The sequence below is a fragment of the Nitrobacter sp. genome (assembly GCF_051535215.1).
GTDB lineage: Bacteria > Pseudomonadota > Alphaproteobacteria > Rhizobiales > Xanthobacteraceae > Nitrobacter.
On the sequence record NZ_JBPPLY010000017.1, the window covers coordinates 1 to 26,824 of the forward strand.

At 63.0% G+C, this 26,824-nt stretch carries 25 protein-coding genes; 4 read left to right on the forward strand and 21 right to left on the reverse strand.

The window, feature by feature from the left end:
- Window positions 1–73 precede the first annotated feature (73 nt).
- Window positions 74–1,867 carry a potassium/proton antiporter gene (locus ACS3WB_RS13785; protein ID WP_438276064.1) on the forward strand — a complete coding sequence of 598 codons (1,794 nt, stop codon included), beginning with the start codon at window positions 74–76 and terminating at the stop codon, window positions 1,865–1,867.
- 331 nt (window positions 1,868–2,198) lie between these two features.
- On the opposite strand, the gene modC is transcribed toward ACS3WB_RS13785, so the two are convergent.
- The 14 genes from modC to ACS3WB_RS13855 form a co-directional block, all read right to left on the reverse strand.
- A complete protein-coding gene (gene modC, locus ACS3WB_RS13790; protein WP_438276065.1) occupies window positions 2,199–2,864 on the reverse strand; it encodes a molybdenum ABC transporter ATP-binding protein in 666 nt (221 codons plus the stop codon).
- Window positions 2,865–2,866: 2 nt separating this feature from the next.
- Window positions 2,867–3,562, reverse strand: coding sequence for a molybdate ABC transporter permease subunit (gene modB, locus ACS3WB_RS13795; protein WP_438276066.1), 696 nt, complete (start codon window positions 3,560–3,562; stop codon window positions 2,867–2,869).
- A 283-nt stretch (window positions 3,563–3,845) separates the two neighbouring features.
- Window positions 3,846–4,667 carry a molybdate ABC transporter substrate-binding protein gene (modA, locus tag ACS3WB_RS13800; RefSeq protein WP_438276067.1) on the reverse strand — a complete coding sequence of 274 codons (822 nt, stop codon included), beginning with the start codon at window positions 4,665–4,667 and terminating at the stop codon, window positions 3,846–3,848.
- A 178-nt stretch (window positions 4,668–4,845) separates the two neighbouring features.
- Complete coding sequence (locus ACS3WB_RS13805) at window positions 4,846–5,070, reverse strand: hypothetical protein (protein ID WP_438276068.1); 225 nt, start codon at window positions 5,068–5,070, stop codon at window positions 4,846–4,848.
- Window positions 5,067–5,345: a hypothetical protein gene (locus ACS3WB_RS13810; protein WP_438276069.1), complete on the reverse strand. Its 279-nt coding sequence runs from the start codon at window positions 5,343–5,345 to the stop codon at window positions 5,067–5,069. Before ACS3WB_RS13810 ends, ACS3WB_RS13805 begins: the two co-directional genes overlap by 4 nt.
- Before the next feature lies 1 nt (window position 5,346).
- A complete protein-coding gene (locus ACS3WB_RS13815) occupies window positions 5,347–5,475 on the reverse strand; it encodes a hypothetical protein (protein ID WP_438276070.1) in 129 nt (42 codons plus the stop codon).
- A gap of 271 nt (window positions 5,476–5,746) precedes the next feature.
- Window positions 5,747–6,709, reverse strand: coding sequence for a penicillin-insensitive murein endopeptidase (gene mepA / locus ACS3WB_RS13820; protein WP_438276071.1), 963 nt, complete (start codon window positions 6,707–6,709; stop codon window positions 5,747–5,749).
- A gap of 152 nt (window positions 6,710–6,861) precedes the next feature.
- Window positions 6,862–7,233: a plasmid stabilization protein gene (locus ACS3WB_RS13825; RefSeq protein ID WP_438276072.1), complete on the reverse strand. Its 372-nt coding sequence runs from the start codon at window positions 7,231–7,233 to the stop codon at window positions 6,862–6,864.
- 101 nt (window positions 7,234–7,334) lie between these two features.
- Window positions 7,335–9,146 carry a translation elongation factor 4 gene (lepA, locus tag ACS3WB_RS13830; protein ID WP_438276073.1) on the reverse strand — a complete coding sequence of 604 codons (1,812 nt, stop codon included), beginning with the start codon at window positions 9,144–9,146 and terminating at the stop codon, window positions 7,335–7,337.
- 104 nt (window positions 9,147–9,250) lie between these two features.
- Window positions 9,251–9,595, reverse strand: coding sequence for an HPr family phosphocarrier protein (locus ACS3WB_RS13835; protein WP_438276074.1), 345 nt, complete (start codon window positions 9,593–9,595; stop codon window positions 9,251–9,253).
- Window positions 9,592–9,993 carry a PTS sugar transporter subunit IIA gene (locus tag ACS3WB_RS13840; RefSeq protein WP_292611080.1) on the reverse strand — a complete coding sequence of 134 codons (402 nt, stop codon included), beginning with the start codon at window positions 9,991–9,993 and terminating at the stop codon, window positions 9,592–9,594. Before ACS3WB_RS13840 ends, ACS3WB_RS13835 begins: the two co-directional genes overlap by 4 nt.
- Window positions 9,994–10,120: 127 nt before the next feature.
- Entirely contained in the window at window positions 10,121–10,648 is a 528-nt protein-coding gene (locus ACS3WB_RS13845; RefSeq protein WP_438276075.1) for an HPr kinase/phosphorylase, read from the reverse strand.
- Window positions 10,645–12,465, reverse strand: coding sequence for a stimulus-sensing domain-containing protein (locus ACS3WB_RS13850; protein WP_438276076.1), 1,821 nt, complete (start codon window positions 12,463–12,465; stop codon window positions 10,645–10,647). The genes ACS3WB_RS13845 and ACS3WB_RS13850 overlap by 4 nt, the downstream gene beginning before the upstream one ends.
- A gap of 199 nt (window positions 12,466–12,664) precedes the next feature.
- The gene (locus ACS3WB_RS13855; protein ID WP_292611076.1) at window positions 12,665–13,366 is read right to left on the reverse strand and encodes a response regulator transcription factor; all 702 of its coding nucleotides are present in this window, start codon (window positions 13,364–13,366) and stop codon (window positions 12,665–12,667) included.
- Window positions 13,367–13,582: 216 nt separating this feature from the next.
- Between ACS3WB_RS13855 and ACS3WB_RS13860 the strand changes: the two genes are divergently transcribed.
- From ACS3WB_RS13860 to bla, 3 genes are all read left to right on the forward strand, one after another.
- A complete protein-coding gene (locus tag ACS3WB_RS13860; RefSeq protein WP_438276077.1) occupies window positions 13,583–14,326 on the forward strand; it encodes a HugZ family protein in 744 nt (247 codons plus the stop codon).
- A gap of 177 nt (window positions 14,327–14,503) precedes the next feature.
- Complete coding sequence (locus ACS3WB_RS13865) at window positions 14,504–16,120, forward strand: phosphoenolpyruvate carboxykinase (RefSeq protein WP_438276078.1); 1,617 nt, start codon at window positions 14,504–14,506, stop codon at window positions 16,118–16,120.
- A 193-nt stretch (window positions 16,121–16,313) separates the two neighbouring features.
- Window positions 16,314–17,201 carry a class A beta-lactamase gene (bla, locus tag ACS3WB_RS13870; protein WP_438276079.1) on the forward strand — a complete coding sequence of 296 codons (888 nt, stop codon included), beginning with the start codon at window positions 16,314–16,316 and terminating at the stop codon, window positions 17,199–17,201.
- 55 nt (window positions 17,202–17,256) lie between these two features.
- Here the strand turns inward: bla and rocF are convergent, their stop codons facing one another.
- The 7 genes from rocF to polA form a co-directional block, all read right to left on the reverse strand.
- A complete protein-coding gene (gene rocF / locus ACS3WB_RS13875; protein WP_438276080.1) occupies window positions 17,257–18,228 on the reverse strand; it encodes an arginase in 972 nt (323 codons plus the stop codon).
- Entirely contained in the window at window positions 18,225–20,948 is a 2,724-nt protein-coding gene (gene ligD, locus ACS3WB_RS13880) for a DNA ligase D (RefSeq protein ID WP_438276081.1), read from the reverse strand. The genes rocF and ligD overlap by 4 nt, the downstream gene beginning before the upstream one ends.
- 63 nt (window positions 20,949–21,011) lie before the next feature.
- Complete coding sequence (locus ACS3WB_RS13885; protein ID WP_438276082.1) at window positions 21,012–21,200, reverse strand: hypothetical protein; 189 nt, start codon at window positions 21,198–21,200, stop codon at window positions 21,012–21,014.
- Window positions 21,201–21,320: 120 nt separating this feature from the next.
- Window positions 21,321–22,295: a Ku protein gene (locus ACS3WB_RS13890; RefSeq protein WP_438276083.1), complete on the reverse strand. Its 975-nt coding sequence runs from the start codon at window positions 22,293–22,295 to the stop codon at window positions 21,321–21,323.
- Between the two features lie 153 nt (window positions 22,296–22,448).
- Window positions 22,449–23,012, reverse strand: coding sequence for an orotate phosphoribosyltransferase (gene pyrE, locus ACS3WB_RS13895; RefSeq protein ID WP_438276084.1), 564 nt, complete (start codon window positions 23,010–23,012; stop codon window positions 22,449–22,451).
- Between the two features lie 92 nt (window positions 23,013–23,104).
- Window positions 23,105–23,740 (reverse strand): LysE family translocator, encoded by a 636-nt coding sequence (locus ACS3WB_RS13900; protein ID WP_438276085.1) that lies wholly within the window; start codon window positions 23,738–23,740, stop codon window positions 23,105–23,107.
- Between the two features lie 21 nt (window positions 23,741–23,761).
- Window positions 23,762–26,797: a DNA polymerase I gene (gene polA / locus ACS3WB_RS13905; protein WP_438276086.1), complete on the reverse strand. Its 3,036-nt coding sequence runs from the start codon at window positions 26,795–26,797 to the stop codon at window positions 23,762–23,764.
- Between the last annotated feature and the right edge of the window lie 27 nt (window positions 26,798–26,824).

A 26,824-nucleotide genomic window follows, 5' to 3' on the forward strand; every position in this document is an offset into this window, starting at 1 on the left:
CAGAAATCGGTTGGCGTGACGCGACGGCGACGATAAGGATGAAAATGCAAGTGTTTACCGCTTCGGACTTTTGATGGCATCTCTGGATTCGGTCAGTCTGGCGATCTTGCTCGGCGCGATTCTGGTTATGGCCGGAATCCTGTCGAGCCTGTTGGCGCTGCGATTCGGCGCCCCGTTGCTGCTGGTCTTTCTGTTCATCGGCATGTTGGCGGGCGATTCCGGGCCCGGCGGCCTGTCGTTCAGCGACGTCCAGAACACCTATCTTGTCGGGTCGGCCGCGCTGGCCCTGATTCTGTTCGACGGCGGTCTGAAGACGCGATTCCAGAGCATCCGCACGGTCCTGGCGCCCTCGATGGTGCTCGCCACGTTCGGCGTGCTGCTGACCGCACTCGTCACCGCCCCGGTCGCCAAATATGCGCTCGATCTCAACTGGACCGAGGCGCTGCTGATCGGCGCGGTCGTCGCCTCCACCGACGCGGCCGCGGTATTCCTGCTGGTGCATGCGCAAGGGCTGCGGCTGCGTCCGCGCGTCGGCGCCACGCTGGAAGCGGAATCCGGCACCAACGACCCCTTTGCGGTGTTCCTCACGCTGATGCTGGTGGAACTGATCTCGGTGGGCGACAGCTCGGTCTGGCATGTGGTGCTCGAGTTCCTGCGGGAGTCCATGCTCGGCGCTATCGTGGGTTTGATCGGCGGGCGGATCGTGGTCGCCGCGCTGAACCGCGTGGCGCTTCCCCAGGGGCTGCACGCACCGTTCGTCACGACCGCGGCGCTCGTGATCTTCGGGGTGGCGCAAATATTCCACGCCTCCGGGTTTCTCGCGGTCTATCTCGCGGGAATCATCATCGGCAACCGTCCGACCCGCGCCCACAATTCCGTCGTGACCTTTCTCGATGCCGCCACCTGGCTGGCGCAGATCGTGATGTTCGTGCTGCTGGGCTTGCTGGTCTCGCCGCAGCGCCTTTTGGATAGCGTCGTGCCGGCGGTGCTCGTCGCGCTGGTGCTGATGCTGGTGGCGCGGCCGCTCGCGGTGTTCCTCTGCCTTGCGCCGTTCCGCTTCAACTGGCGGGAAAAGCTGTTCATCGCCTGGACCGGGCTGCGGGGCGCGGTCGCGATCTTCCTAGCCTCGATCCCGATGCTGGTCGGGTTGTCGAAGGCCTATCTGTATTTCGACGTCGCGTTCGTGGTGGTGATCATCTCGCTGTTGCTTCAGGGCTGGACGCTCGCCGCGGCCGCGCGGCGGCTGCATGTGGCGTTGCCACGCGCCGAACGGGGCCCCCGTCGCGTCGAACTCGATCTGCCGGGGCAGCTCGAGCAGCAGTTGGTCGGCTATCCGGTGCGGCCGAAGAGCCTTTATCTCCGGCGCGGGCTGATTCCGTCCTGGTCGAAGCCGACGCTCGTGATCCGTAACGAGAAAATTCTGACGCCGGCCGAAGCGGAGCCGATCGCGGCGGGAGACTACCTCTATCTGCTCGCGCCGCCGGAGAAGGCCGAGGCGCTCGATCGCTTCTTTGTCGAGATGCAGCCGATGGCGTCGCCGGACCCGCATCTGCTCGGCGACTTCCTGGTCTCGGGCGAAATCACCCTTGGGGACATCGCGCAGATCTACGGCATTTCCGTCGATCCGGCGGTCGCGCAATTGACGCTGGCTGATTACTTCGACGTCAATCTTGATCGTGCTCCGAAGGATGGCGCGACCTTGCCGCTCGATACCATCGTTCTTGTCGCGCGCAACATCAGCGAGGGCCGCGTCAACGTTGTCGGCCTCCGGTTGCCCGAAGACGAAGAGAAACCGCCGTCGCTGACGCGGACGGAGGCGCTCCGGCAGAAAGCCTCGAAAGCCTGGTCGTCGATTGCGAGGATTTGACCGCTGGAGTCTTTCACCGTTTCATGGAAACAGTGAAAGACTCTAGATTCCTGATTTGACGCGTTTTCTTCACGCGAACCGGTATCCACTTCGCTCGAAAACGCTATTGAGTCTGTTCAATCGCGTTGAATCAGACTCGTCGCTTGTCTTTTTGATTGAGCATGATCCTTTCCGAAAACCGGTTTCCACTTTTCGGATCATGCTCTAGCGTCCCCCTTCGCTTCCGAAGAATCAGAAGCGGGGTTTACAATTTTGACGCGTTTTTTTCACGCAACCGATCGGCATCCCCCGGGGGAGCCAGAGGGCATGCTGCGCTTGAAAACGCTATAGATTAGGCGGGCAGAATTTCTGGCCCCCCGAATGCGGCGATCCGTCCGCGCTTCAGCATCACGACCTGCGAGGCGAGCTGGCGCAGTTCATCCGGATCGTGGCTGACATAGACCATCGGCACGCCGGCTTCGTCGCGCAGCCGGATCAGGTAGGGCAGGATTTCCGCCTTTCGGTCCTCGTCGAGCGATCCCAAGGGTTCGTCCAGTAACAGGAGCCGGGGGCGTGAGAGCAGCGCGCGGCCGAGCGCAACCCGCTGCCGCTCGCCGCCTGAAAGCTGGCCGGGGCGGCGATCCAGCAGGTGAGCGATATTGAGCATGTCGTTGAGCCGCGTTTCCTGCGCGGGATCGCGGGTCAGGCGGTTCATCCGGCGTCCGTAATCCAGGTTCCGACGCACATCGAGATGCGGAAACAGCCGCGCATCCTGGAAGACATAGCCGATGCGACGCTGATGCGCGGCGATATGGAGGGACTTCGTCGTGTCGTCGAGCGCTTCGCCATCGACGGAGATCACGCCGCGATCGGGCTTCTGCAACCCGGCGATCATGCTGACCAGCGATGTCTTGCCGGCGCCTGACGCCCCGAACAGTCCGGTGACGCGTCCTTCGCTCGTAAACGCGACCTCGACCGAGAAGTCACCAAGCTGTTTCGACACCTCGACATGCAGCATGGTCAGTTTCCGTGCAGGCGCCGGGTCGCGCGCCGCGCGAACACCTCGGAGGCGACCAGCGCCGCCATGGACATCACGATCGACACGATCACCAGCCGCAGCGCCGCCGTATCGCCGTCGGGCGTCTGGATCAGCGAATAGATCGCCGAGGAAATCGTCTGGGTCTCTCCCGGAATGTTGGAGACGAATGTAATGGTCGCACCGAACTCGCCGATCGCTTTCGCAAAACCCAGCACCATGCCGGCCAGAATGCCGGGCAATGCCAGCGGCAGCGTCACGGTAGCGAAGACCTGCCACGGCGACGCCCCTAGCGTGCTCGCGGCCTGCTCCAGCCGTCGGTCGACGGCCTCGATCGACAGCCGGATCGGCCGCACCAGCAGCGGAAACGACATCACGCCGCAGGCGAGCGCCGCCCCGGTCCAGCGAAACGCGAAAACGATGCCCAGATGATCGGCGAGCCAGCCGCCGATCAGCCCACGTTTGCCGAAGGTCAGAAGCAGCAGATAGCCGGTTACGACAGGCGGCAGAACGAGCGGCAGATGAACGGCGGCATCGACAACCGATTTGCCCCAGAACTCGTATCGCGCCAGCGCCCACGCCAGAGCGATGGCGATCGGCGTCGCCAGCAGTGTCGCAACCAGGCCTACCCTGAGTGAGAGCAGGACCGCCGTCCATTCGGGGGGCGAGATGTCGAACATGCGTTCCGCAATATTTTTATCGCTACGGGGTTGAGACGAAACTGAGGAAACCAATTCGCTCCGGGAGCCTCGCTTCTGACGAAATCAGAAGCGGGAGTTCCAGGACTGTATTTTGACGTTCGATCGGCGGGCGAATCCGAGAACTGTCCGCCCGGAAACGCTATCGCTCAGGAATCCGCGAGCCGACCTGAGCGACGAAGCAATGCGGCCGTGAGGTCGCCGGATTGCTTCGCCGGGCTGCATGAGGTCGCAAGGCCGGTCGGCTCGCGATGATCGCGACCGTTCAGGTCGTGGGGCTGACCAGGAACGAAAAGCCGTACTTTTCGAAGATCGCCTTGGCTTCCGAACTGCGCAGGAAGGCCAGGTAATCGTCCGTGCCCTTATGAGCGGTCGAGGTCGCCGCCACCGGATAGACGATCGGCGGATGCGAGTTCGCCGGGAACGTGGCGACGATTTTCACGCCCGGCTCGATCTTGGCATCGGTGGAATAGACGATGCCGAGCGCGGCTTCGTTTCGCGCGACCAAGGCAAGCGCCGCTCTGACGTTCTCCGCCATCGCCATTTTCGGTTCGACCGCGGTCCATGCGCCGAGCTTTTCCAGCGCCGCCTTGGCATATTTGCCGACCGGCACGGCCTTGACATCGCCGGTCGCGACCTTGCCGTCGCCGGCGAGCTTGGCCAGATCGAAGCCCTGGTCGATGGTGACCTTGTCGATCTTCGAATCCTTCGGTGCGATCAGCACGATGCTGTTGCCGAGCAGGTTGACGCGGCTTGGTTCGTTGATGGCTTTCTTGTCCTTCACGTAATCCATCCAGGCCGTATCGGCGGATACGAAAACATCGGCCGGCGCGCCCTGTTCGATCTGTTTGGCCAGCGCCGAGCTTGCCGCGTAGCTCGCGACGATCTTGACGCCGGTCTTGGCGGTGTATGCCTTGTCGACATCATCGAGCGCGTTCTTCATTGACGCCGCTGCGAACACGGTCAGCGTCTTGTCCTGCGCCGCGGCGGGCGCCATGGCCGAGGGCTTGGCATCCTTGGCGGAGGCCGGCGCAAGGAAGGCACCGACCAGCAATGCCGCGAACAATGAACGGGCGAATAACTTCATGGGGACGCTCCAAATCGATCCGGCGCGAATGACCGCGCAGGTTGTGCAAGGGATTGACAAGACGATCGAATGGAAGCGCCGTTCCAGGAGTTTCCGGCGGCTTACGGCCAGCCGGAAAGATCGCTGGCCCGACAATAACAGCCGCAGTCCATACGTAAAGGGCTGCGGCTGTTGGTTTTTAGTGGGAGGCCGGTGAAAGGGCGAGGTTGATGGTATCCTTGGCGGCGCCGCTGACCTGTATGATCACCGGGCCTGCGGAAAGGTCATACCGCACGCTTTTTCGGACCCCGGCGCAGCCGGTGACTCCACCGAACGAGTTCGACTTGAGATAAGCGCCGTTCTGAAGGACATCGATCCAGCCGTATTCCGATATCGTCACGACGTAGAGTCCTGCGGACGTCACCTTGGTGCGAACGAATCCGGCATAGCTGTCCGGCTTCTGCTGGCGCTCCGGCGGTTGGGCAGAACTGCCTCGGCGATAGGACTGAGCGTCATCGTGACGGCGACCGGCGGAGCAGGCGTTTCCACGCCGGCTGCCAGCTTCGGCAAGGAGGGCGCGGTAAGGAGCGCGATTTCCTTGTCCATTGGCCATTTGAACTTGTCGCATCCCTCGGGGTCGGCTGCGAAGGCCGGCGTTACGGCGATCAGAAGCAGCGCAATCGACAGCGTCGGTTTCATATCAGTTCACCGCAATCATGGAGCCGAAGTCTTCCATCAAGCTGTCGGCTTGGCGGCGGGCATGTTTTTGACGGCCTCGTGAGAAACCGGTGAGGCCGGAGGTGATCGGGTTGCGTTCGCTGATGCTCATCCTGAGTCCTTCGCAGATACGATCCCTGCGGCACAACGTCGCGCGCGCAGGCTTGCCGTTGGGGAAAGCGGGTTTGCTGTTGGAAAGGAGGATCAGTCGCTCTGATCTGCAGTCTCGCCAGCGCTTACGGTGCGGCGACGTTCGATATCGTAGCATTTTCGAACAGGCATGTCCTCGGGCTCGAATTGAAGATGAGGAGCGGTTGGCGTCAAGGAAACGAGCCAGAACAGCAACCTGGAGCCTCGTTTCTGTTTCAACGAGAATGGAGTTGCTATTGCCTGGCAGCCGGCGCGGCCAGGACCTCGGCGCAATCCGGCGGCAACTGGGCCAGCGTGATCGGCGGCTTCGGCTTCGGCGGCACTTTCGGCGGCTTGGGATGCAGCACGGCATCGCTGAACCAGTAAGCCAGATCGCCGGCAGTGCATCCTTCCGTCGGCTCGGGCGGGGTCTGTGATTCGCACTGCGGATTGCCGGGCGGACATTTGATTCGGATATGGAAGTGATAGTCGTGGCCGTACATGGGTCGGACTTTCGAGAGCCAGCTGCGGTCGCCCCTGGCCTCGCGGCACAGCGCCTTCTTGATCGCGGCATTGACGAAAATACGCTCGACCGACGGCTCCCTGGCTGCGTCGCGGATGACGCGGAGGTGACTTGGAGTCCAGGCATGGGGATCGATGTCGAGACGGTCACGGCGCACCATCATGACGGCCGACATCTCCTCGCGCTCGTTGCGCGACAGCAGCCGGTTCGGCATCGGCGTCAGCCAGACGTCGGCATCCAACCCGATCTGGTGGCTGGCGTGGCCGGTGATCATCGGCCCGCCGCGCGGCTGCGCCATGTCCCCGATCAGAAGTCCCGGCCACCCGGCATCCCTGTGCACCTTGGCCGACAGCCGCTCCAGCAACGCGACCATGGCGGGGTGGGCCCAGTTGCGATTGCGCGACAACCGCATCACCTGCCACGTCGGCCCGGTGACCGGCAGCGCTTCGGCGCCGGCGATGCAGCCCTTCGCATAAAAACCGATGACGTGCGGCGGGCCTGCGGTCGGGAGCATCTTGCGGCCAAACAATTGCTTGGCCGCAAGATCGGGATCGTGCGGATTGGCCAATGGCGGTAGCGGTCTGGGGTTCAGGGTGCCCTTGTCCTGCGCGAAAGCGTCGGACACCGGCGCGCTGCCGCCCAGGACAGCGAGGGCGGACGCCAGAAGCAGGGAGAGAATCGCGCGAACGTTCATCACCGGCGATTCTATAGCGCTTTCGCGGAGCCGCGGCCACAAATCGAACGGTCGTTCCGCCGTGCTGCCCGCCGGAGCGGCCGTTAGCCGGCCGGCTTGCTTGCATCAAGGCCGGAGAGCGGCAAGGACAGGCGCTGTTGACTTTATCTCCGCTAGCGCTTGCGCGCGGTTTTCTTGGCGGGAGAACGTTTTGCTTTTGCCGGGGAGCGTTTCGCGGCATTGCGTTTGCGGGTCGCAGCCGCTTTCTTGGCTGAGTGCGACCGATCGGCTGTCGAACGTGAAGCCGCAGCCTTGCCGCCGCGGGGTCCGCCGATGCGGCCGCCGCGCTTGGAGGAGACCTTCGTGGTCTTGCGGCCGCGTCCCGATCCGCTCTTCTTGCCGCCGCTGCTTTCGCGGTTCACAGTGGCCCACGCCCGGCGCTCGGCTTCCTTCTTCTTTACGCCGCGCTTTTCATAGCCTTCCTCGATGTGCTCGGCCTTGCGCTTCTGCTTGTTGGTGTAGCTCGATTTGTCGCCGCGCGGCATGGCGCCTCTCCGGGTTGCGTTTCGGTGGGGTTGAAACGCTCCGCCGTTGCGAGGGTTCCTTTAACCGGCGCGTACGCCGATCGGCTGCGGCGATGCGAGCGTCAGCTATCCACCTTCAGCGCAGCGATGAAGGCTTCCTGCGGAATGTCGACCTTGCCGAACTGCCGCATCTTTTTCTTGCCTTCCTTCTGCTTCTCCAGAAGTTTGCGTTTGCGGCTGACGTCGCCGCCGTAGCATTTCGCGGTGACGTCCTTGCGCAGCGCGCGCACCGTTTCGCGCGCGATCACCTTGCCGCCGATCGCCGCCTGGATCGGAATCTGGAACATGTGCGGCGGGATCAGCTCCTTCATCTTCTCGACCATGGCGCGGCCACGGCCTTCGGCGCGGGTCCGGTGCACCAGCATCGACAGCGCATCGACCGGCTCGCCGTTGACGAGGATCTGCATCTTCACGAGATCGGCCGGCTTGTAATCGGTGAGGTGATAGTCGAAGGAGGCGTAGCCTTTGGATACGGACTTGAGCCGGTCGTAGAAGTCGAACACCACTTCGTTGAGGGGCAGATCGTATTTCACCATTGCGCGCGAGCCGACGTAGGTGAGTTCCTTCTGTACACCGCGACGATCCTGGCAGAGCTTCAGCACGCTGCCGAGATAGTCGTCGGGGGTCAGAATGGTGGCCTCGATCCATGGCTCCTCGATCTCGGCGATCTTCACCACGTCGGGCATGTCGATCGGATTGTGAATCTCGATCTCGCCGCCGTCGGTCAGCTTCATCCTGTAGATGACGCTCGGCGCGGTCGCGATCAGGTTGAGATCGAACTCGCGCTGCAGGCGTTCCTGGATGATCTCGAGATGCAACAGGCCGAGAAAGCCGCAGCGGAAGCCGAAGCCGAGCGCGGCGGAGGTTTCCATCTCGAACGAAAAACTTGCGTCGTTGAGACGCAGCTTGCCCATCGCCGCGCGCAGCGTCTCGAAATCGTCGGCGTCCACCGGGAACAGGCCGCAGAATACCACTGGAATTGCGGGCTTGAAGCCGGGCAGCATGTCCGTCACCGGCTTGCGATCGTCGGTGATGGTGTCGCCGACGCGGGTGTCGGCAACCTCCTTGATGGCTGCGGTGATGAAGCCGATCTCGCCGGGACCGAGTTCCTCCACCTGCTGCATCTTCGGCGTGAAGAACCCGACGCGTTCGACGTCATAAGCCGCGTTGGTGCCCATCATCCGGATGCGGCTGCCCTTCTTCATGACGCCGTCGACGATGCGGACGAGAACGACGACGCCCAGATAGACGTCGTACCAGCTATCGACCAGAAGTGCCTTCAGCGTGGCGTCGCGGTCGCCCTGCGGCGGCGGCAGGCGGGTGACGATCGCCTCAAGCACATCAGGGACCCCGAGGCCGGTCTTGGCCGAAATCATCACCGCATCAGATGCGTCGATGCCGATCACGTCCTCGATCTGCTGCTTCACCTTGTCGGGTTCGGCGGCGGGCAGGTCGACCTTGTTGAGGACCGGCACGATCTCGTGGTTATTGTCGAGTGCCTGATAGACGTTGGCGAGGGTCTGCGCCTCGACGCCCTGGCTCGCGTCCACCACGAGCAGCGAGCCTTCGCAGGCGGCCAGCGAACGCGAGACCTCGTAGGCGAAGTCGACGTGGCCGGGCGTATCCATCAGGTTGAAGACGTAGTCCTTGCCGTCCTTGGCGCGGTATTTCAGGCGCACGGTCTGCGCCTTGATGGTGATGCCGCGCTCGCGCTCGATGTCCATGGAGTCGAGCACCTGCTCCTTGCCCGCCATCTCACGATCGCTCAGGCCGCCGGTCATCTGGATCAGGCGGTCGGCCAGCGTCGACTTTCCATGATCGATATGGGCGACAATGGAGAAGTTGCGGATGTTGGCTATGGGGGAGGTCGTCATGGGGCGCGGGATAGCATCAGGTCGCACAGCGGGCAAGCAAGGGTCAAGTGCGAGAAGCGCATTCCGGAGATTTCCGCGCTACCGGCCTTGGCGACCGATGCCGGTCACTCGTCCTCATTGAATTTGTTGCCGATGAGTTCGGCGATCGCGGCGACCGCGGCTTTGGCTTCGGGGCCGGTTGCGGACACCGTGATCGTTGTTCCGATACCGGCGGCCAGCATCATCAACCCCATGATCGAATTGCCGCCGACCGTCTCGCCGTTGCGCGTCACGCTGACGTCGGCATTAAAGCGCTCGACCATCTGAACGAATTTAGCGGACGCCCTCGCATGCAGGCCGCGCTTGTTGACGATCGGAATTTCGCGGGAGACCGCGCCCGGAGCCACAGATGTTCTCGCCGTCGCCGGCGCATCGTTCGACGAGATTCCGTCGTCCGGTTTCCCGGTCATTTCCCGGCAAGCACGCGGCTGGCGATCGTCACGTATTTGCGCCCCGCCTCCTGCGCCATCGCGATGGCGTCGGGCAGCGTGCGTTCCTCGCGCACCTTGGCGAGCTTGACGAGCATGGGAAGATTGATTCCCGCGAGCACCTCGACCTTGGGCCGACTCATGCAGGAGATCGCGAGGTTTGATGGCGTACCGCCGAACATGTCGGTGAGAATAGCGACACCGTCGCCGCTGTCGACACGGTTGACGGCTTCGATGATATCGCCTCGGCACAAATCGGCATCGTCTTCGGCGCCGATGGTGATGGCTTCGATTTGCTTTTGCGGGCCCATTACATGTTCGAGCGCCGCCTTGAACTCATCGGCGAGGCGCCCGTGGGTCACAAGTACCAGACCAATCATTGAAAACTCCTCGCGGGTGCTCTTGGTGCACCGCACGAACGGGCCACTTTGACCATCCGGAGCCCTCACGCAAGGGGGAGCGGCAGGTTTTTCGCTGAAAACCGGTCGCTCCGTGAGCCGCGATGGTCTACTTCGTGGCTATAGTGGGATTTATATGGTTACCAGATTTCCCCCGGCAATCAGCAGTAAGGCGAGTGTCGCTGCAACCCGGAATGGTCGTCAGCGCGGCGATGGTCATCGGAAGTGGCGAAAAGCCAGGCGCGACCGGGATTCGAGCCAGTTCGACACCTAATATCGTTGTTTGCAGCGCATTTGCCGGGGGGAGGCGTTCGGCATCCGACGCGGCAAGATCGATTACCAGGCCGACCGGAGCCTCTGCGACAAAAGCGGTGCGGCGAATGCCGAGTCCGCGGATTTCGATCAGCCCCTCGAGTTCGGGCGGTGGCCTGACGACAAGATGGTCGCGGACCGGCTCCAGGCAAAGGCGATCGTCGCCGATCAGCGTCGCCGCCGGGATCAGGCCGCTACCGCCGGCCAGCATGAGATCGAAGGCGAGGCGGGACTTGCCGGCGCCGGAAGGCCCGCGGATCAGAACGGCGCGATCTCCCACCAGAACTGCGGAGCCGTGGATCGTCGAACCGGACGACACGGTCATGTCGCGGGAAGGCGGACCACGAAGCGCGCGCCCGCGATCCGCGTGTCGCCCTGGGCGTCGGTCGGGCCAGGGCGGTTTTCCGCCCAGATGCGCCCGCGATGCGCCTCGATGATCTGCTTGGAGATCGACAGGCCGAGGCCGGAGTTCTGGCCGAAACCCTGGTGCGGTCGGTCGGTGTAGAAGCGTTCGAACACCCGCTCCAGCGCGTCGGGACGAATGCCCGGTCCGTCGTCATCAACCACGATCTCGATTTCGGATTTCAGTCGCCGGCACACGATGCGCACGCGGCCGCCGGATTTCGAGAAAGACTGCGCATTGGTCAGGAGATTGGAGATGACCTGGCCGAGCCTGGAGTCGTGCCCCGGGACCGAGAAGGTATCAGCCCGATTGCCCTCGAAGCGCACGTCGACGCCGACGTCGTGACCAAGCCGGGTTTCGTTTGCGACCGATGTCAGCGTGGTCAGCAAGCGTCGGACATCGACCGGGGCCACGTCTGTGCGCTGCAATTCGGCATCGAGACGGCTTGCGTCGGATATGTCGGAGATCAGCCGATCAAGCCGGCGCACGTCGTGCTCGATCACCTCGAGCAGGCGGCTGCGGCTGGCTTCGGTTTTTGCAAGCGGCAGGGTCTCCACTGCGGAGCGCAGCGAGGTGAGAGGGTTTTTCAGTTCGTGGGAGACGTCGGCGGCGAAAGTCTCGATCGCCTCGATGCGGTTGTAGAGCGCGTCGGTCATGTCGCGCAGCGCGCCGGACAGGTGACCGATTTCATCGCGGCGGCGAGTAAAATCGGGGATTTCGATGCGCGTCTTGATGCGGCGGCGAACGCGTTCCGCGCTGTCGGCGAGCCGCCGCACCGGTCCCGCGATGGTGCTGGCCAGCAGAAGCGACAGCACGATCATGACCATCACGGCGACGCCGAACACTTTCAGAATCGCCAGCCGCTCCGCCGTCACCATCTGGTCGATGTCGTCGCCCTGCGTGGACAGCATCAGCGAGCCGAAGATGGTGGCGCGCGGCCGCTCCACCGGAACCGCCACCGAGACGATGATTTCGCCGCGATCGTTGATCCGGACCATGCTCGATTTCTCGCCCTTGAGCGATTGCGCGACCTCCTGATACCCGTTGCCGTTTTCGGGGCCGAGTTCGCGGTAAAGCGGAAGATCGCCGCGATTGAGCCAGGTGCGGATCGCGATCGTGGTTCGCTCCAGGAAGCCCGGCTTGACCTCGGTCGGTGGCGGCAGTTCGAAACGAATGACGTCGCCGCGACGAAAAAGGCTACGGCTGTCGAGGATCAGCACGCCGTCGCGGTCGTAGATGCGCGCGCGCGTCTTGGTCGGCGAGATCAGCCGCCGCAGCACGGGAGCGACGCGCTCGGGATTGATCGGAAAATCCAGCCCGGAAAATTCCTCAGGCGCTCCGTAGCTCTCGCCGGGCTTGAGATCGAGCAGGCGATCCGGGTCGATGGTGATGGTGTTGGTTTCCACCGTCGCCGAAGCGGCGATGGCGCTTGCGATGATCTCGCCCTGCACCAGCAGGCTTTGCGCGCGCGCATCGATCAGTCCGGCGCGGAATTGCGAGAGATACAGGATGCTGGCCGCCAGTGCGATCAGACCCGCGAGATTCAGCGACACGATGCGGCGGGTCAGGCTCGAAAAACTGAGCGTGAAGAGAAACTGCCCGGCGCGGCTCAGCCATTCCAGCGGCCGCTGCCAGCGTGGCGTCGGCTCGACATGATCGGCAGGAGCCTCCGTCACCAGGACCTGCGAGGTGTCCTCGGTGGTATCCGGATTGAGATCAGGCTGCGTTCGATCAAGCAAAGACTGAAACTGCCCGGTTATCGGTCCCACATTTCACTATCGTCATTCCCGCCACTTCGCGTTCACGCGGAGGATGCCCATGCCGACCGATGTTGAGGTCATGCCGGTGGCCCTGCCTCGGATATGAACCGCGCGTCGGGAAGGCTTGCCCCGAGCATGAATCGGCTCGCGGGGCTGCACATCCCGGAACGGCAGTTTATCAGGTTTCCTTGAAACGGTAACCCACGCCGTAGAGGGTTTCGATCATCTCGAAATCGTCGTCGACGACCTTGAACTTCTTACGCAGCCGCTTGATGTGGCTGTCGATGGTGCGGTCGTCGACATAGACCTGATCGTCATAGGCGGCGTCCATTAGCGCGTTGCGGCTTTTGACCACGCCGGGACGTGTCGCGAGCGCCTGCAGAATCAGGAATTCCGTGACGGTCAAAGTGACAGGCTCGTTCTTCCAGGTGCAGGTGTGGCGTTCCGGGTCCATGCGCAGCAGACCACGGTCCAGCGCCTTGGCGTCGGTCTCCTTGGGAGCCGCGGCCGGGTCTTTCGGGCAAGCACGGCGCAACACCGCCTTGACGCGTTCTACGAGCAGCCGCTGCGAGAACGGCTTGCGGATGAAGTCGTCGGCACCCATCTTGAGACCGAACAATTCATCGATCTCTTCGTCTTTGGAGGTGAGGAAAATAACGGGCAAGTCGGATTTCTGACGCAGCCTTCGCAGCGTCTCCATTCCGTCCATGCGCGGCATCTTGATGTCGAGGATCGCGAGATCGGGTTGACTGGTGCGGAAGCCGTCGAGTGCCGACGCACCGTCGGTGTAGGTCATGATGCGATAGCCTTCGGCTTCGAGCGCGATCGAGACCGATGTGAGAATGTTGCGGTCGTCATCGACCAAAGCGATTGTGGGCATATGCCTGCTTTCCGAAGCGGATGGCGAGAGGCGAACAATTCGACCGTCTGCCTTTGGAGTGGCTTTAAGAACGCAGTCAACGAGCAATGCAAGCTGGGCTGAAGTGTGACCGAGTTCCCGGAAAACGCGCGAAGGACGCCACCGTTCCGTACCTGTTCGATCCTTTGATTTTAGCCCGAAAGGGCGGTTTTTTCAAATGAATTGAGGACTTAAGCCATGCAGCCGACCGCCAATTTTACCGCCGCCAACCTTACCCGATCGCTGCTGCGCCGAAGCCGGCAAGGTGCGCTTGCAACCCTGATGACCGGCAGCGGGGACCCCTATTGCTCGCTCGTCAATGTCGCAAGTCATTACGATGGCTCGCCAATTCTCCTCATTTCGCGTCTGGCGCTGCACACGAAAAACCTGCTCGCCGATCACAGAGTATCGCTGATGCTGGACGAACGCGCCGAGGGCGATCCGCTGGAAGGTTCCCGGATCATGGTCGGCGGAACGGCCGAGGAGGCGGACGGGGAGCTGAGGACAACGCTACGCCGACGGTATCTGAACGTTCATCCGTCCGCAGAGTCTTTCGCGGACTTCAAGGATTTCTCTTTTTTCCGGATTCGGCCGACCAATGTTCATCTGGTAGCCGGTTTCGGGCGGATCGTGGATCTCAAACCGGAAAAGATTCTGACCAGTCTTGAGGGCGCAGACGAATTGCTTGAGGCCGAACAGCGCGCGGTCGATCATATGAACGCCGATCATCGCGACTCGCTGAATCTCTATGCGACACGATTGCTCGGCGCCAAGGCCGCCGACTGGCGCTGCACCGGCTGCGATCCCGATGGCCTGGACATGAGTGCCGATGGTCATGACGCGCTGCGGCTGGATTTTCCGCGGCGGATCGTCACGCCGACCGAGCTTCGCGTCGTTTTGAAGGATCTGGCGGAAAAAGCTCGCGCCGCAAACCAGCCTTGATCGCTGTCAGCCGCTTCGGAACAAATCGATACGCCGGGGGATCGGCTTGGCGGCGTCCGGCGTTCACCAATATCCGTTCGCCGGAGCCACGCCGGATCGGTTATATTAAGTGCATCGTGGCAGAGGCGCGGTTTCACTTTCCGCGCCAATGATACGGAGTTCGAGGAGGAATTCTCCGTGCGAGAAATAGGCGTGCGTAACGACGCCTTCGGCGCCGGGAAAAGCGGACTGAAGAACGTCAAGGCCGTGTACTGGAATTTCGGCGCGCCGCAACTTTACGAGCACGCGCTTCGCAACGGCGAAGCGATGGTGAACGCGGACGGTGCGTTATGCGCGGACACCGGTGTGTTCACCGGCCGCAGCCCGCAGGACAAATACACGGTCCGCGACGCAGCCACCGAGCAGAACGTCTGGTGGGATGGAAACCAGTCGATCACGCCGGAGCAATTCGAGACGCTGTATGCCGACTTCCTCAAGCACGTCGAAGACATGACGCTTTTCGCGCAGGATCTCTACGGCGGCGCCGACCCGAGCTTCCGCATCAAGACCCGCGTCTTCACCGAACTGGCATGGCATTCTCTGTTTATCCGCACGCTGTTGCGTCGGCCGAGCGCGTCGGAGCTTGTGGAATTTACCCCCGACCTCACGGTCATCGACTTGCCGAGCTTTCGCGCCGATCCTAAACGGCACGGCGTCCGCTCGGAAAACGTCGTAGCGCTCGATCTTTCCCGCGGAATCATTCTGATCGGCGGGTCCCGTTATGCGGGGGAGATGAAGAAGAGCATTTTCACCACATTGAACTACCTGCTGCCGGACAAAGGCGTGCTGCCGATGCACTGTTCGGCCAATATCGGCGCGGGCGGCGACAGCGCGATCTTCTTCGGCCTCTCGGGTACCGGAAAAACCACGCTTTCCGCCGATCCCAAGCGCACGCTGATCGGCGACGACGAGCATGGCTGGAGCAGGGATGGCATCTTCAATTTCGAGGGTGGATGCTATGCCAAATGCATCAAGCTGTCGCAGGAGGCCGAGCCCGAAATTCATGCGGCCTCCAACCGCTTCGGCGCGGTGCTTGAAAACGTCGTGCACGACGAATCCACCCGCGTGCCCGATTTCGATGACGGCTCGAAGACCGAGAACACCCGCTCGGCCTATCCGCTCGAATTCATTCCGAACGCGTCCTTGACCGGCTGCGCGGGTCAGCCGAAAAATCTGATCATGCTGGCTGCCGACGCCTTCGGCGTGCTGCCGCCGATCGCCAGGCTGACGCCGGCGCAGGCGATGTATCATTTCCTCTCCGGTTACACCGCGAAAGTGGCGGGGACCGAGCGCGGTCTGGGCGACGAGCCGCAGCCTGAATTCTCGACCTGCTTCGGTTCACCCTTCCTGCCGCGCGATCCCAGCGTTTACGGCAACATGCTGCGCGAGTTGATTGCGAAGCACAGCGTCGATTGCTGGCTGGTCAATACCGGCTGGACCGGCGGCAAATACGGCACCGGCCGCCGCATGCCGATCAAGGTCACGCGCGCGCTGGTCGGTGCTGCGCTGAACGGCTCGCTCCGGGATGTCCAGTGCCGGACTGACAGGTATTTCGGGTTTGCGGTGCCAACATCTGTGCCGGGCGTCGAGCCTCATATCCTCAATCCGATCAAGACCTGGGCCGACAAGGCCGAGTTCGACAAAACCGCCCGCGCGCTGGTCGGCATGTTTCGGAAGAACTTCGCCAGATTCGAAAATGACGTCGATGCGGAGGTCAGGGCGGCGGCGCCCGAGGTGAGGATCGCGGCGGAGTAGAGCCCCGCCAATCAATTTTGTGAAACCAAAAAGGGTGGCTCAGTAGCCGCCTTTTTTAATCCCGAGTCTTCCTATTAGAGCATGACCCCGAAAAGAAAGTGCCATGCTCGATCAGCAAGAGGTTAAGCTACGGAGGCGTCGCCGCGGTGCCTTCCGGCAGTCTCGGGGCGGCGGAACATGAGGATGCTTCAAAATGATCGGCAGACGACAGTTGTTGCGCGCGACGGGTACGGGTCTGGCCGGCCTCGTCGTCATGGGCTGCGCAGCCCGGGCGGCTGCGGTACTGGAAAAGAGGTTTGTCGACGAATTGAAGCGGCTGGAGACCGAAAGCAGCGGACGGCTGGGTGTCGCCCTGCTCGATACAGGCACCGGCCAGTGCGTTGGTCATCGGGTGAACGAGCGATTTCCGATGTGCAGCACCTTCAAGGTGCTGGTGTCGGGCGCCGTTCTTCACAGCGTCGATGCAGGGAAGGAAAGCCTCGTGCGGCGGATTTATTTCACCGACGCTGATCTCGTGGCGCATTCGCCTGAAACGCAGAAGCGTGTCGGTCCGATCGGCATGACCGTCGCCGAATTGTGCGAGGCCGCCATGACGCTCAGCGACAACACCGCCGGCAATCTGCTGCTTGCAAGCATCGGCGGCCCGCAGGGCCTGACCGCCTTCGTTCGGTCGCTGGGCGACGACGTGACCCGCCTCGATCGCATCGAGACCGAACTCAACGAGGCGGCGCCTGACGATCCACGCGATACGACGTCGCCGGATGCGATGGCCTCTGACCTGCGCGCGCTGGCGCTGGGCAACGTGTTGTCGACGAAGTCCCGCACGCAACTCATCGGCTGGCTCGCAGCCAATATGACCGGTAGCAAGCGTCTGCGCGCCGGATTACCGGCCGGCTGGCGCGTCGGCGACAAGACCGGAACGGGCGAGCAGGGAACGGCGAATGACGTCGCCGTGATCTGGCCGCCGGACCGCGCGCCGTTCGTCATAACGGCCTATCTCACCGGCGCGGCTGCTCCGGCGGAGCGGCAAGATGCGGTGATGGCGGCCGTCGGGCGCGCGGTCACGACCGCGCTCGCATGAACATCCGCGGCGGACGCCGCATGGATAAACAATGCGCATGGATAAACAGTGAGAGTCAGCTTCCACCCAAGGTATTGCTGGGAGTAGGGCGGTCGATGATCTGCTGCCCGAACAGGCTCGCGATCAATTCGACCGCGACCCGCGCAGTGCGTCCGCGCTCGTCCAGAAACGGGTTAAGTTCGACGATATCGACGGAACGGACCAGCCCGGAATCGTGCAACAGCTCCATGATGAGATGCGCCTCGCGATAGGTCGCGCCGCCGGGAACGGTGGTGCCGACACCGGGCGCCACCGCTGGATCAAGAACATCGAGATCGAAGCTGACGTGCAACACGCCGTTGCGCGCTCTGACCCGGTCGATGACGCGGCGGATCAGCACCGCCACCCCGAATTCGTCGATCTCGCGCATGTCGGCGATGGCGATGTGGCGGTCATGCACCAGCTTCTTCTCGAGCGGGTCGATCGAATGGATGCCAAACAGGTCGAGATGCGCTGATGTGATCGATGCGCGCGGCTCCGCGCCGAGCAGGCCGTCGAGTCCGGGCTCGCCGCACAGGAAGGCGGCGGACATGCCATGCATGTTCGCGGTCATCGTCGTTAGCGGCGTGTTGTAGTCGGCATGGGCGTCGAGCCAGAGCACGAACAACTCGCGGCCCCGTTCATGCCAATAGCGCGCGACGCCGTTGACCGAACCCATCGACAGGCTGTGGTCGCCGCCGAGAAAGATCGGTATCGCGCCGGATTTCGCCACATCATAAGCGCGCGGGCTGAGTGCTCGGACCCATGCCTGGATGTCCCGGTAGTGGTTGGCGTTTGCGGGAATCTGGTCGGTCGCCGGCACCGCCTGAGCGACCGAGACATCGCCATGATCGGTCACCTCGATGCCGAGGTTTTCCAGCACCGGCTTGATGCCCGCCGTGCGCAACGCCGCCGGGCCCATCAAGGTGCCGCGTTGCGAGGCGCCCATGTCGATGGGAACGCCGAGCAGCGCGACCTTTGCGAATCTTCCGTCGCCGACGTCCGTCATCGGAGCAGCTTAGCGATCGCGGCCTGCAGCGGGCGGGCCGCCTCGTCGTAACCCGACCACGCCTTGCTTTTCTTCAGGAGGTCAACGGCGGTGCGGAGCGTGAAACGTTTGGGATCGAGGCCGGCTTTCACCTGCGACCAGTTCAGCGGCATCGACACGGTCGCGCCGGGGCGCGCACGTGGCGACAGCGGCGCGACAGCGGTCGACTTGGTGTCGTTGCGAAGATAATCCAGAAAGATTTTGCCCTCGCGCTGCTTCTTCGACATGTTGATGAGATATTTGTCGGGTTCGTCTGCCGCCATTTGTTCGCAGACGGCCTGCGCGAACATCTTGGCCTGTTTCCAGGTTAGCGTTTCCTTTTTGGCGGTGGCAAGTGGCGTGACCACGTGCAGACCCTTGCCGCCGGTGGTCTTGCAGAACGTTTCAAGTCCGAGCGCCTCAAGGCGCTGCTTCATCTGCTTTGCCGTCGCGATCACATCGGAGAATGCGACGCCCGGCGCCGGATCGAGATCGAACACCAGTCGTCCCGGCACGGCGTATTGATCGGGCGCGCAATTCCACGGATGCAGTTCGAGTCCACCGATTTGCGCCACCGCGATTAGGCCTTCGACGCGATCGATCTGAAGATAAGGCTTACGGTCGCCATACACTTTTGCCTGGGTGACGAGGTCCGACATGCCTGGCATGGCATGACGCTGGAAGAAGGTTTCGCCATCGATGCCGTCGGGAGCGCGGACGATCGAACAGGGCCGCCCTTGAATGTGTGGCATCATCCAATCGCCGATGGTTTCCATGTATTCGGCAAGATCCCGTTTTGTGACTGGCTGTTTGTCCCCGGCATCGGGCCATAGCGCCTTGTCCGGGTGCGAGATCGCAACGCCCATGACCGCCGCGCGGTCCCGCGCCGAAGATGCGCGTGGCTGGCGCGAGGTGGTGGTCTCCGTGCGCACTGCGGCCGCGGCCCTTGCATCGAGCTTGGGCACCGCGGTGCGGACCGGCATCTCGGCCTTGACCTCGCCGGCCGGCTTGTCTGCGCGCAAGCCCTTGAAAGCAGCCTGCCGGACCATGCCGTCATTGGTCCAGCCCGCGAATTCGATCTCGGCGACGAGCTCCGGCTTGAGCCAGTGCACCTCACGCCCGCCGGAGGGGGCATTCTTGCCGGAGAACGGACTTTTCGAGGCAGCAGCGGCCTTTAAAGCCGGCATGATGCGCTTCACGGTGTCGCGGCCGTAGCCGGTGCCGACGATGCCGGTATAGACGAGGCGGTCGCCTTCATAGACTCCGGCCATCAGCGAGCGGAATTTTCCGCCCGTTGTTTTCCAGCCGCCGATCACGACTTCATGGCCGGGGCGGCTCTTGACCTTGAGCCAGCTTCCACCTCGGCCGGCGCGATAGGGCGCATCCGCTTGCTTTGAGATAATGCCTTCGAGGCCGGACTTGCGAGCCGATGCGAGCATCTGTTCGCCGTCCGCGTCGAAATGCTCGACGTAGCGGATCGGCGAGCGGCTCGATTGCGCCGAGCGCCCGAGCAATTTGCGAAGCCGTTCCTTGCGCGCGAGCAGCGGCAGGGGACGCAGATCCTCGCCCCCGGCGAACAGCAGGTCGAAAGCGAAGAACACGAGGTTGTCCGTCTTGCCATCGGACAGCGCGGCCTGCATCGCGGAAAAGTCCGGATGGCCCTTGCTGTCGAGTGCGACGATCTCGCCGTCGATGATGGCGTCGGGCAACTTCGCGGCGGCTTTTGCGATGGCGGAAAACTTCTCGGTCCAGTCGAGCCCCTTGCGGGTTTTGAGTGTCACCTCGCCGCTCTCGATCCGCATCTGGATGCGGTAACCGTCGAACTTGATCTCGTGCACCCAGCCTTCCGCCGTTGGCGGACGCGCCGAAATTTCGCATAGCTGAAATCCGGTGAAGTCGGGCATATCGTCCTTGATGGCGCGGGTCTTGTGCGTTTGTGCTTGGCTCGCTCGTGTCTTGCTCGCTCGTGTCGTGGCTTTTTTCGGCGCTCGCTTGCGGGTTGAAGCCGGTTTGGCGCTTGTCTTTGTCGCCCGCGCTTCTGCTGCAATGCCTTTGTTGGAATTCCAGACCGCATCGGAGCCGGCGGTCCGCGCGGTCATCATGAAAGGCTCCGGCGCCTTGCCCTTGCCTTGCGCGATCTGTTCGAGCGTGCGGCCCGACGCGACCGAGCGGTCCTGCTTCAGCACGTCCTCGCCGCTGCCGGGTTTGGCATAGTCGTCGCGGTGCTTGATCAGCAGCCAGTTGGTGCGCTTGCCGCCGCTGCGGTCATGCTTCATGCGCACCAGCACCCACTCGCCCTTGAGCTTCTCACCCATCAGCGCGAATTTGAGGTCGCCCTTGGCGAGACCTTTCGCCGGGTCGTCGGCGTACCAGTAGCCGCGGTCCCAGATCTCCACGGTGCCGCCGCCATACTGGCCCTTGGGGATGGTGCCCTCGAAGTCGCCGTAGTCGAGCGGATGATCCTCGACCTCCACTGCCAGCCGCTTCTCGCCCGGATCAAGGGAGGGGCCGCGCGTCACGGCCCAGGACTTGAACACGCCGTCATATTCGAGACGAAAATCGTAATGCAGCCGCGTGGCGGCGTGCTTCTGGATCACGAAGCGCCGTTGGTTTGAAGCCGCGACGCGCGCTTTGCCGCTCGGCTCTGTGGTCTTCGAGAAGTCGCGCTTCTGGATGTAGGTGCTGAGCTTTCGGGAGGGCACGGCGTCGTTCCAGTTGGATCATCCGATGTGCAACGCCCGGAAACGCTTGCGGGTGCCGCGACGTTACGATTTTTTGCGTCTTACGCCCGCGCTCTTGCGTAGCGCGTCCTTGAGGTCGATCGGGACGTCATGTTTTTTCAAAAGATCGGCGAAAGCTTCGTCGGCCAGATCCTGTATCGTCGCCATGCGATCCCGACCGAGACGCGTCAGCGCCGTCATGGTCTCGTCGTCGAAGGCGATCAGCTTGCGCATCGGCGCGTGCCGGTTAAATCACGATGATTTTGGATCGAACCAAAATCATGAGCGTGATCGAGCCCAATATTTTGGAGCGGGATGCGGGCGGAAAACCGTTACACACTTTTCCTCATCCCGCTAACCGGCCTTGCGTTTCGCGGCTGGCGTCTTGTTCGCGCCGCGCGTCCTGGCCGGACGCTTCGCGGGCTCCCGCTTGGACTCCTTTGCCGCCTTCTTGCCCTCGATCGGAAACAGCATCTCGCGCTGGCCTTCGATGCGCTTTTTGGGCTTCCTGCCTTTCGCCGACGCCGGCTTGTCGGTTGCGGCCGGTGCGGATTTGCCGCCCTTCAAACTCTGCCGTAACGCGTCCATCAGGTTGATGACATTGCCTTCGGTCTTGATCTTCGCTTTGGCGATCGGCCGACCGGCCTGCTTCTGCTCGATCAGGTTCTGCAGGGCGGCCTCATAGTGATCCTCGAACGAATCCGGTTTGAAGTGACCGGATTTCTGCTCGACGATGTGCCGCGCGAGATCGAGCATGTCCTTGGTGATTTTCACGTCCTTGATGTCGTCGAAATAATCCGATGCGTCGCGCACCTCGTAAGCGTAGCGCAGCAGCAGGCCGACCAGCCCGTTGTCGCGCGCTTCAAGCGCGATGACGTGCTCGCGGTTGGTGAGCACCACCCGCGCCAGTGCGACCTTGCCCGTCGCCTTGATGGTGTCGCGGATCACCGCATAGGCGTCATGTCCGATCTTGCCGTCGGGCACCAGATAATACGGCCTCACGATATAGAGGTCGTCGATCTCGGCGCGGGGCACGAACTGGTCGATCTCGATGGTGTGGGTGGACTCCAGTGCGATGTTGTCGAGTTCGTCCTTGGTGACCTCGAGATAGGTGTCGCTGTCGACCTTGTAGCCCTTGACGATGTCCTCGCTGTCGACGTCTTCGCCGGTCTCGGCGTCGACTTTCTGATATTTGATGCGGTGGCCGGTCTTGCGATTGATCTGGTTGAAGCTGACCTTCTCGGACTCCGACGTCGCCGGAAACAGGGCGACCGGACAGGTCACGAGCGAAAGGCGCAAAAAGCCTTTCCAGTTCGCACGCGGGGCCATCGGACAAACTCCATACGCGACGGGCCGGGGGACGGCAGAATATGATTCAATATCACGGAGCGGGAAACGTTCCGAGTCGGGAACGTGGTAAACGCGCTGCAGCGCCGCCGCAGGCGTGCGTTCCGGTTGTGTTCTTGATGGAGTCCGAAGCAGTTACCGGTTGAGGAATTCGCTCGCCTTGTACAGCGCGCGGAATGGCACGCCGGCTTGCGCGAAGGTTTCCGCAGCGCCCTCCTCGCGGTCCACCATGGTGAAGACCAGCACGATCTCGCCGCCGGCCTCGCGCACGGACTCCACCGCCTTGATGGCGGAGCCGCCGGTGGTGGTGACGTCTTCGACGATGACGACGCGCTTGCCCTTGAGGCTCTCGTCTTTGGCAAGACCTTCCACCGCCAGCCGAGCGCCATGCTCTTTCGGCTTCTTGCGTACGAAGAACGCGGCGATCGGCTGATGCTTCAGCCACGACAACTGTGCGATGGCGCCGGCGAGGGGCACCGCGCCCATCTCCAGCCCGCCGATATAGTCGAGTCCGTCTTCCTTGAGCGCCTCGAAGCTCAGTTCCGCGAGCAGCGCCGCGCCCTCGGGGTCGAGCATGGTCGGCTTCAGGTTGAAGTAGAAATCGCTCTTGCGCCCCGACGCCAGCGTGATTTCGCCGCGCCCGAACGAGCGGGTGCGGATGATCTCGGCAAGGCGGGTGCGGGAGGCGGGTTGGGACACGGACAGGGCTCGAAAGGGTGACGGTAATCTAGCGACGATCGGAAGGGTGAACCACTTTTCCGCGCGCCCATCAACAGTTCAATGCGGCGCCATCAGCGGGCGGTGCTGAAGGCGAACCACACAGCGATGGCGGCAAGCGCCACCGCCAGCACCCGCCGGATGGTTTTGCGCTTGTCAGGTGTCTGGACCACGTTTTGCAAGCGCGAGGCCAGCAGCACGATAACGAGATGGACCAGCGTGGCGATGCCGACATAGAGCGCCGACAGCCCAAGCGTCTGCGTCACGATCGATCCCTTGCCGACCTGAACGAAGTCCGGGAGCACCGCGACGTAGAACACCGCCGCCTTCGGATTGAGCAAATTGGTGATGAGGCCGCGACGAAACGCCTGTCCGGCTCGGATATCGGGATTGCCGGCTTTTTCGGGGGCGGTCTCCGCCTCGCTCGCCCACGCCTCCCAGGCGAGCCACAGCAGATAAATGACACCGCCCCAGCGCAGCACCTCATAGAGCAGCGGCGAATTGTCGATCGCCGCGCTGAGACCGAGCGCCGCCACCGCGCCATAAACGGAGAGTCCGAGCGCGACGCCGCCGACGGCGGCGAGCCCGGCGCGGATGCCTTGCGACAGCGACAGCGCCGCAAGATAGGCCATGTTCGGCCCCGGCGTCATCTCGATGACGAGCGAGGTCAGCGCGAAGGCAGCGAGTGACCCCGAAAAAATGTCGCTCATCGGTCAGGTCGCAGGCATATTTTAATGCGCCTCGTCCCAGTTGTCGGCGGCGCGGGCATCGACCCGCAGCGGCACCGACAGCAGCACTGCGGGGAACGGAGCGTCCTGCATCACGTGCTGCACCACCGGCAGCGTCGCCGTCACCTCGTCGTCGGGCACCTCGAAGATCAATTCGTCGTGGACCTGCAGCAGCATCTTCGCCGACAGCTTCTTCTCGGCAAGCGCGTCGTCCATCCGCGCCATGGCGCGGCGGATGATGTCGGCGGCGGTGCCCTGCAATCGCGCATTGATCGCGGCGCGCTCGTTGAAAGCGCGGTGCGACGGGTTCGGCGACCGGATGTCGGGGTAGTGGCATTTACGGCCGAACAGGGTGGTGACATAGCCGTGCTCGCGGCAGAAGTCGCGGGTCGCGTCCATGTAGGCACGGATGCCGGGAAAGCGCTCGAAATACTTCTTGATGTAGGCGGCCGCTTCCTCGCGCGGGATGCCGAGCTGGTTGGCGAGGCCGAACGCCGAGATGCCATAGATGATGCCGAAGTTGATCGCCTTGGCGCGGCGGCGGATTTCGCCGGGCATGCCCTGCACCGGCACGCCGAACATTTCCGACGCCGTCATGGCGTGAATGTCGAGCCCGTCCCGGAACGCCTGCTTCAGCACTGGAATGTCGGCGATCTCGGCGAGCAGCCGCAGCTCGATCTGGGAGTAGTCGGCCGACACCAGCTTGTGGCCCGGCGTCGCGATGAAGGCGCGGCGGATTTTGCGGCCCTCTTCGTTGCGTACTGGGATGTTCTGCAGGTTCGGCTCGTTTGACGACAGGCGTCCTGTGGTGGTGGCGGCGAGTGCGTAGGTCGTGTGGACACGGCGGGTCTGCGGATCGACGTGTTCCGGCAGCGCGTCGGTATAAGTTGATTTCAGCTTCGAGACCTGACGCCAGTCGAGGATTTTGCGCGGGAAGTCGTGGCCCTGCTCGGCCAGTTCGTCGAGGATCTGCGCCGAGGTCGACCATGCGCCGGTCTTGGTCTTGCTGCCGCCCGGCAAGCCCATCTTGCCGAACATGATGTCGCCGATCTGCTTCGGGCTGCCGACATTGACCGGCTCGCCTGCGAGTTCCTGAATTTCGGCTTCCAGCCGCGCGGCGGTCTGCGCGAATTCACCCGAGAGCCGCGACAGCACCTGGCGGTCGATGGTGATGCCGCGCTGCTCCATGCGCGCCAGCGTCGCGATCATCGGCCGCTCCAGCGTCTCGTAGACGGTGGTCATGCGCTCGGCGACGAGCCGCGGCTTCAACACCTGCCATAGCCGCAAGGTGAGGTCGGCATATTCCGCGGCGTAGGTCGTGGCGCGATCGATGGGCACCTGATCGTAGGCAAGTTTGCTCCTGCCGCTGCCGATCAACTCGCCATATCCCAAGCTGCCGTGGCCGAGCCAGCGCTTTGCCAGCGATTGAAGATCATGCGAGCCGCGCCCGGCATCGAGCGCATAGGAGATCAGTTCGACGTCGTCGTTGTTCTGCATGACGATGCCGTGCCGGGCCAGCAGCACGGCGGTGAACTTGACGTTGAAGCCGACCTTCAGATGGCCGCGGGATTCGAGAACCGGCTTCAGGAGCTTCAACGCATCGGCGGCCGCGATCTGATCCGGCGCGAGCCCGGCGGCGAACAGCCCGGCCCCGTCTCCGGACTGCCTGTGGCCAAGCGGCACGTAACAGGCATCGTTCGGCGCGAGCGCCAGCGCGATACCGCACAATTCGGCCCGCATGGGATCGATCGTCGGGGCCAGCGCCTCAACCGCGAAGCTGCCGTCGTTGTCGATGCGGGCGATCCAGTTCTTCAGCCGGTCCACCGAGCGGACGATCTCATACTTGTCCGCTTGCACCGGCAAATTGCGCACGGCTTCAAGGCGCGCTGCAGCGAGGGCTTGCGGCGTCTTGATCGCAGTGTCGCTTGTCGCCTTTGCCCTGATCGCCGGCGTGGTTTTTGCGCCGCTGTCGTTTCCGAACAAGTCTCCAGTGACCGCGTCCTTCGAGGCCTTGGCCGCCGCCGATGATACGCCGCTCGCGTTTTTTCTGTCCGGCTCGATTTCGGCGGCATTGACTTGCGAATACTCCGCGACGCGCTTCGTCAGCGTGGTGAATTCCATCGCCTTGAGGAAAGCGATCAGCTTGCGCGCGTCCGGTTCCTGCACGGCGAGTTCTTCCAGCGGCACGTCGAGCTGCACTTTGTCGTCGAGCAGCACGAGTTGCCGCGAAATGCGCGCCTTCTCCGCATTCTCGATCAGCGCCTCGCGCCGCTTCGGCTGCTTGATCTCGCCGGCGCGCGCCAGCAGCGTTTCGAGGTCGCCATATTCGGTGATGAGCTGCGCCGCGGTCTTGACGCCGATGCCGGGCACGCCGGGAACGTTATCGACGCTGTCGCCCGCCAGCGCCTGCACCTCGACGACCTTTTCCGGCGGCACGCCGAATTTCTCGATCACCTCGGGAACGCCGAGGCGGCGATCCTTCATGGTATCGTACATGGTGACGCAGTCGGTGACGAGCTGCATCAGGTCTTTATCCGAGGAGACGATGGTTGCGGTCGCGCCACGTTCGCAGGCCTGCCGCACATAGGTCGCGATCAGGTCGTCGGCCTCGAAGCCGATCTGTTCGAGGCAGGGAAGATCAAAAGCCTTCACAGCCTCGCGGATCAGCGCGAATTGCGGGATCAGGTCGTCGGGCGCGGGCGGCCGATGCGCCTTGTAGTCGGCATAGAGCTTGTTGCGGAACGTGACCTCGGATTTGTCGAAGATGATCGCGAGATGGGTCGGCTTGTCGTCCTTCGGCATATCGCGCAACAGCTTCCACAGCATGTTGCAGAAGCCGAGCACCGCATTGACCTGCAGCCCGTCGGATTTGCGGTTCAGCGGCGGCAGCGCGTGATAGGCACGGAAAATGTAGGACGATCCGTCGACCAGGAAGACGTGCTGGCCCTGCATTCCAGCGTCTCCCGCCGCTGTCGCTGGAGCGGGGCTGGCTGTCGTCTCGGCTAGGTCGGGTTTCGCGGCGGCTGGCTTCTTCGGCATGGCCGCAACTTAAGGACTCTTGCGCGC